This window comes from Parolsenella sp. (genome assembly GCF_982402205.1).
In genome coordinates this window covers 1-6,244 of the sequence record NZ_CEVYAT010000092.1, presented here as the reverse complement: position 1 = coordinate 6,244, position 6,244 = coordinate 1, and the positions used below count along the sequence as shown (strand labels likewise).

The 6,244-nt window shown below is 64.9% G+C and carries 5 protein-coding genes; 4 read left to right on the top strand and 1 reads right to left on the bottom strand.

Going from position 1 to position 6,244, the window contains the following annotated elements; translation table 11 throughout:
* The 3 genes from AC1VTH_RS05770 to larD form a co-directional block, all read left to right on the top strand.
* On the top strand, nt 1-98 hold a 98-nt coding region (locus tag AC1VTH_RS05770), incomplete at its 5' end, for a GGGtGRT protein (RefSeq protein ID WP_481335197.1).
* 327 nt (nt 99-425) lie between these two features.
* Entirely contained in the window at nt 426-1,703 is a 1,278-nt protein-coding gene (gene larA, locus AC1VTH_RS05765) for a nickel-dependent lactate racemase (protein WP_481335196.1), read from the top strand.
* A gap of 82 nt (nt 1,704-1,785) precedes the next feature.
* Entirely contained in the window at nt 1,786-2,526 is a 741-nt protein-coding gene (gene larD, locus AC1VTH_RS05760; protein WP_481335195.1) for a D/L-lactic acid transporter LarD, read from the top strand.
* A gap of 679 nt (nt 2,527-3,205) precedes the next feature.
* Here larD and eno read toward each other — a convergent pair.
* Entirely contained in the window at nt 3,206-4,495 is a 1,290-nt protein-coding gene (gene eno, locus AC1VTH_RS05755; protein ID WP_293825798.1) for a phosphopyruvate hydratase, read from the bottom strand.
* Between the two features lie 815 nt (nt 4,496-5,310).
* On the opposite strand from eno, the gene AC1VTH_RS05750 reads away from it, so the two are divergent.
* A partial coding sequence (locus tag AC1VTH_RS05750; RefSeq protein ID WP_481335193.1) for an MFS transporter occupies nt 5,311-6,244 on the top strand: 934 nt, incomplete at its 3' end.

Below are 6,244 nucleotides of genomic sequence, written 5' to 3'. Positions count from 1 at the left end.
ACGTCGACATGATGGGTCTCATCGGCATGGGCAACAACCCCATGGTCGGTGCCACTGTCGCCTGCGCCGTTGCCGTGAACGCCGCCCTGAACGCCTAGTTTGCTGCGACTCATAGCTCGCTGAGCACGGTTGCGTGCCCCGGCTGCCCCCGTGGCGGCCGGGGCATTTTTGTGCCGCGAGGGTGGGGGAGCATGGGCGCTCTTCTCGGCCACGAAAGGCCCTTTAAGCACGCTCAAGGAATGTGGAGGAAAATGGCAATTCTGTTAACGGTATTGAGCTTAAATATCGACTAAATTGTTGCGAACGGTAGAGAAATATCGGTGTAAGGTGTTCGGCTAGGTATTATTGGACTCCGTTCGTGCCTGCTGTCGGCACATCCGACGGCGCGTGCGAGCGGAACAGGGACCGAAAGAGGATGTCGGACCATGTTCGAGACCCAACTGCCGTACGACCACAAGACCATGACCATCAAGCTTGAGGACAAGAACTTCGCAGGCCTGCTCGAGGGCCACCAGAACGAGTTCAAGGCCGCCGCTGCCCCCGCCCAGCTCGTCGAGGAGTCGCTTGACCACCCCTATGGCTCGCCCAAGCTCGAGGAGCTGTGCGCCGGCAAGCATGACATCGTCATCATCAGCTCCGACCACACGCGCCCCGTGCCGTCGCGCGTGACCATGCCGATCCTGCTGCGCCGCATCCACGCCGCCGCGCCCGACGCCCGCGTTCGCATCCTCGTGGCCACCGGCATGCACCGTCCCTCGACCCACGAGGAACTCGTCAACAAGTACGGCGAGGACATCGTGGCCAACGAGGAGATCGTCATGCACGTGGCGACCGACGACTCGATGATGGAGAAGATTGGCACCCTGCCCTCCGGCGGCGAGTGCATCATCAACAAGGTGGCCGCCCACGCCGACCTGCTGCTGGCCGAGGGCTTCATCGAGCCGCACTTCTTCGCGGGCTTCTCGGGCAGCCGCAAGTCCGTGCTGCCGGGCATCGCCTCCTACAAGACCATCATGTACAACCACAACGGCCAGTTCGTGAACGATTCGCACTCCCGCGCCGGCAACCTCGCCCACAACCACGTGAACGAGGACATGTTCGCCGCTGCCGAGATGGCGCACCTGGCCTTTGTCCTGAATGTCGTGCTCAACGGCAAGCACGAGGTCATCGGCTCGTTTGCCGGTGACATCCACCAGGCCCACGAGGCCGGCTGCGACTTCGTGCGCAAGCTTGCCGGCGTCGAGCCCGTGGCCTGCGACGTCGCGGTGACCACCAATGGCGGCTACCCGCTCGACCAGAACATCTACCAGGCCGTCAAGGGCATGTGTGCGGCCGAGGCGACCTTGCCTGAGGGCGGCGTCATCATCGACGTCGCGGGCTGCGCAGACGGTCACGGCGGCGAGGGCTTCTTCCACAACATCGCCGACAACGACCCGGCAGCGTTTGAGCGCGCCTGCATCGACCGCCCGAAGAGCGAGACCCTGCCCGACCAGTGGACCTCGCAGATCTTTGCCCGCATCCTGGCCCACCACCCGGTGATCATGGTCAGCGACCTGTGCGACCACCAGATGCTGCGCGATATGCACATGACGCCGGTCAACACGATTGACGAGGCTCTGAAGCTTGCCTTTGAGATGAAGGGCGCCGACGCCAAGGTCGCTGTCATCCCCGATGGCCTGGGCGTCGTCGTAGCTCAGCACTAACGCGGCGCGACGGGGCCGGGGGCGGCCCCGCGCGTGCGCGAGCGCATAAGGAATGGAAGGAACGTACGAAGGAGTTTTGCTCGTGAACGATCTGCTCTATCACATGCTGTGCGAGTTTGGCAGCACCGCACTCATGATCATCTTTGGCGTGGGCGTCCACTGCGACACGGTGCTCAAGGGCACCAAGTACCAGGGTTCGGGCCACATGTTCGCAATCACCACGTGGTCGTTTGGCATCTCGGTTGCGCTGTTCATCTTTGGCGGCGCCGTCTGCATGAACCCGGCCATGGTGCTGGCGCAGTGCATCGTGGGCCTCGTGCCCTGGGCGAGCTGCATTCCCTACATGGTTGCCGACATGCTTGGTGGCTTTGCCGGTGCCGTCATCGCTTGGTTCATGTATGCCGACGAGTTCCGCGCGTCCGAGGGCGTCGTTGACCCGGTTGCCCAGCGCAACATCTTCTCGACCAACCCCACCGAGGGGCTGCAGAACCTTCCGCGCGACTTCTTCTGCGAGGCCCTTTGTACCTTCGTGTTCATCTCCGCGATTCTGGCCGCCGCGAGTCGCGCCGGCGAGAACGTGCTGATGCTCGCGATCTGCGTGGGCCTCATCGTCTGGGCCGTTGGCATGGGCATGGGCGGTATCACGGGATTTGCCATGAACCAAGCGCGTGACCTGGGCCCGCGCTTTGCCTACCAGGTGCTTCCCATCAAGAACAAGGCCGACAACAACTGGAAGTACGGCCTGCTCGTGCCGGGTCTGGCCCCATTCGTGGGTGCCATCGTGGCCGCGCTGTTTGTTCACACCTTCCTTGGCATGTTCTAGTTCGTGCTTCTCGCACGCCTTCTTGAGCGCCGCCGCCCCTTGTGGGTGGCGGCGTTTTTTTGTTTGGACGACGCGGGTGGCCCTGCATGTCCCTGGCGCATCGTCTGTTTTGCTGGCGAGAACGGAAAATGTCATCAATTAGGTAACCTGCCTAGAACTGCTCGAATGGACAGGCTTTCTTTGGCTGAAAAACGCCTGTTGAGGAGAGCCTCTCGCAGGCTTCTACTTGGCATTGTCCCGTGAGGCTACCTAATTGATGGGAAAAATCAATAAAGGGGCATCTCGTTCGTGACTTTCGGCGTGGTCGAGTCCTCGCGGCGGCCCTCCAATCCTGGCGCCGCGCTGCCGCGGCGCAATCTTGGCGTTCGCATGTGGGGACGCGTGGCGGGGTGGCGCAACCTCACGCCTCTGTGCGACGCACAAAAACGGCGCCCGCGTGCGGGGACACGCGGGCGCCTGGGAGAGAGGACGTGGTGTGCAGGACACGCACGCCCTGTGCGAGCGCAGGCGCGGGGACACCGGCGGCTCGCGGGCAATCGCGCGGGGACACGATGCCCTGGGGCTTTAGTTCGCAGGGGAGAGGACCTGCGAACATCGGGTAAAGCAAGCTTGGGGCGGGATGGCGAAGGGATGGCACCCCGCCCGCGGGCGCAAGCCCGCAAGGAGCGGCTAGCGCGTGCTAGCGAAGGAAGCGAAACGGGCTCATGCCGGCATAGGTGGCGGCGTCGCCCAGCTCGTCCTCGATGCGGAGGAGCTGGTTGTACTTGGCCACGCGGTCGGTGCGGCAGGGGGCGCCGGTCTTGATTTGGCCGGCGTTGGTGGCCACGACGATGTCGGCAATCGTGGTGTCCTCGGTCTCGCCGGAGCGGTGGCTGACCACCTGGGCGTAGCCATAGCGCTCGGCGGTCGCCATGGCCTCGAGGCTTTCGGTGAGGGTGCCAATCTGGTTCACCTTCATGAGCAGCGCGTTCGCGGCGCCCAGTTCGATGCCCTTCTCGAGGCGCGTCTTGTTCGTGACGAACAGGTCGTCGCCCACGAGCTGCACTTTGTTGCCAATGGCGCGGGTGAGGTTGGTCCAGCCGTCCCAATCCTCCTCGGCCAGGCCATCCTCGATCGAGATGATGGGGAAGCGCTCGATGAGCTGGCTCCAGTAGTCGATCATCTCGTCGGACGAGAGCGTGCGGCCCTCGCCCTTGAGCTCGTAGAGGCCGGTCTGCTTGTTGAAGCACTCCGAGGTGGCAGGGTCCATGGCGTACATGAAGTCGGTGCCGGGGACAAAGCCGGCCTTCTCGACCGCGCGCTCGATCCACTCGAAGGGCTCGGCGTTGGTCTGCAGGTTGGGGGCAAAGCCGCCCTCGTCGCCCACGCCCGTGGCGTGGCCGCTCTCGGACAGGACGCCCTTGAGCGTGTGGTAGACCTCGGTGCACCAGCGCAGGGCCTCGGCAAAGGTAGGGGCGCCCACGGGCATAATCATGAACTCTTGGAAGTCGACGTTGTTGTCGGCGTGCACGCCGCCGTTCAGGATGTTCATCATCGGCGTGGGGAGGGTGTGTGCGTTGGGGCCGCCAAGGTAGCGGTAGAGGGGCAGGCCCACGGACTCGGCCGCGGCACGGGCGGTGGCAAGCGAGACGCCCAGGATCGCGTTGGCGCCGAGCTTGGCCTTGTTGGGCGTGCCGTCGGCGGCGATGAGGGCCGCGTCGATGTCGCGCTGGTCGGTGGCGTCCATGCCGAGGACGGCGTCGGCGCACTCGTTGTTGACGTGGTCGACGGCCTTGAGGGTGCCCTTGCCACCGTAGACGGCCTTGTCGCCGTCGCGCAGCTCAACGGCCTCAAACTCGCCGGTGGACGCACCGGACGGAACGATGGCGCGGCCAAAGGAGCCGTCATCGAGGGTGACCTCGACCTCGACGGTGGGGTTGCCGCGGGAGTCGAGGACCTGGCGGCCGTAGACGTCGATGATCTCGCTCATGTGCATCTCCTTCTCGTGTGGGACGCGGGCGGTTGGCGCCGCGTGACCCGTCGTGTGCGGGGTGGGGCGCTTGGTGCCGCCTGGCCCGCTTCTGGTGGGCGCCCTCGCGGCGAGTCGCCGCCGCGGGGCCGTCCGTTTTGCGTGCTGGACGGCGCTGTTGGTGTCGCGCCGCCTCGTGACGCTTGTTGGAACATATATACCACTAGTTAACCGGTATTTACTTTCGAGAAGGAAAAAATAGCCGAACTTGAAGGTTTGATGGAATGCCGGGGTGGGGGAGGGTGGTCTTGCGTCGCTTGCGAGGGAAAGGCCGTTTGCGGCAAACGGCCGGTTTGTGCAGGGCGGTGGACTACCGTGTCCGTGCGTTTGCGACAAATGGCCGGTTTGGGTAAGGCGTTAGGCTGCCGGCCGCGTGCGTTTGCAGCAAACGACCGGTTTGTGCAGGGCGGTGGACTACCGTGTCCGTGCGTTTGCAGCAATGGGGCGTTTTGTGTAAGGCGTCGAGCTGCCTGGACCCGTGCGTTTGCAGCAAAGGGCCGCTTTGTGCAGGGCGGTGGACTACCGTGTCCGTGCGTTTGCGACAAATGGCCGGTTTGTGTAAGGCGTCGAGCTGCCGGCCACGTGCGTTTGCAGCAAGCGGCCGGTTTGTGTGGGACGTTGGATTGCCACGATTGGCCATTTGCAGCAATCGGCCAGTTTGTGCAGGGCGGGGCCGAGCAACCAAGAAGAGCCCTGCGGACCGCCAGGTCAGAAACGTCACCGCAATGCTGCGGCGCTATACTGCCAACAATTAATGGAGAGAGAGGACTGCCTCCATGGTCAAATCGCGAGCGCTGCTCGTCGCCGCGGGTTTCTTTAACCAGCTGGGCTTCCAGTCCGTCTACTTCGTGGGAATCATCGGCTGCGCCACCTACGCGCTGGGCCTGGGCGCGGCGGGCGTGTCGGCCCTCGTCTTTGCCCTCAACGTGGTGCTGCTCGTGGGCTACTCGCTCGCGGGCGCCCTCATCGACCGCATGGGTCCCAAGCCCGTGCTCCTCGCGTCGTCGCTCGCCCCGCTCGCCGCGGCCGCGCTCACCCTTGCGCTGCCGATGTCGTTTCTCGTCCTGCTGTCCTGCGCCCTCGTGATGGGCCTTGCCGGTGCGGCCGCCTCGACGGCGGTCGAGACCTACCCGCGCTATCTCACGGCCAGCGAGCCCGAGCTCGTGCGTATGAACTCGCTCAACAGCACGGCCACGTTTGCCGCGGTGATCGTGGGGCCACTCGCGGCGGGAGCAGTCGCGGACGCGTTCTCGACCGCGCTCGTCTTTTCCCTGCTTCTGGCCACCGCCCCCGCCGCCGCGCTCTGTGCCTGCGCGATGCCCGCAGGCTCGTGCCATGCCGAGAAGGGCAACCCCGCCGAGACGGACGGTGCGGTCGAGAACCGCGACCCCGCCGAGCAGGTCGCGCCCTCGCTCCTCTCCCAGCTCGCAAGCGGCGCGCGCACCATCATCGCAAGCCCGGCCCTGCTGATGCTGTTCGCCATCGGCTTTTTGGGCAACCTGGGCTTTGGCGCGTTCGACTCGCTCGAGAGCCTCTTTTACCGAGACGTGCTGCAGGTGGGCGCCGAGTGGATGGGGTGGCTCACGGCGATCGTTGGCGTGGGAGCCACGCTGGGCTCCGTTGTCGCCGGGCGGCTCCGTGCCCAGCGCGTGACGATGCCGCTGCTCTGCGCGCTGCTCGTGCTCGAGGGGCTGGGCGCGCTGCTCTACG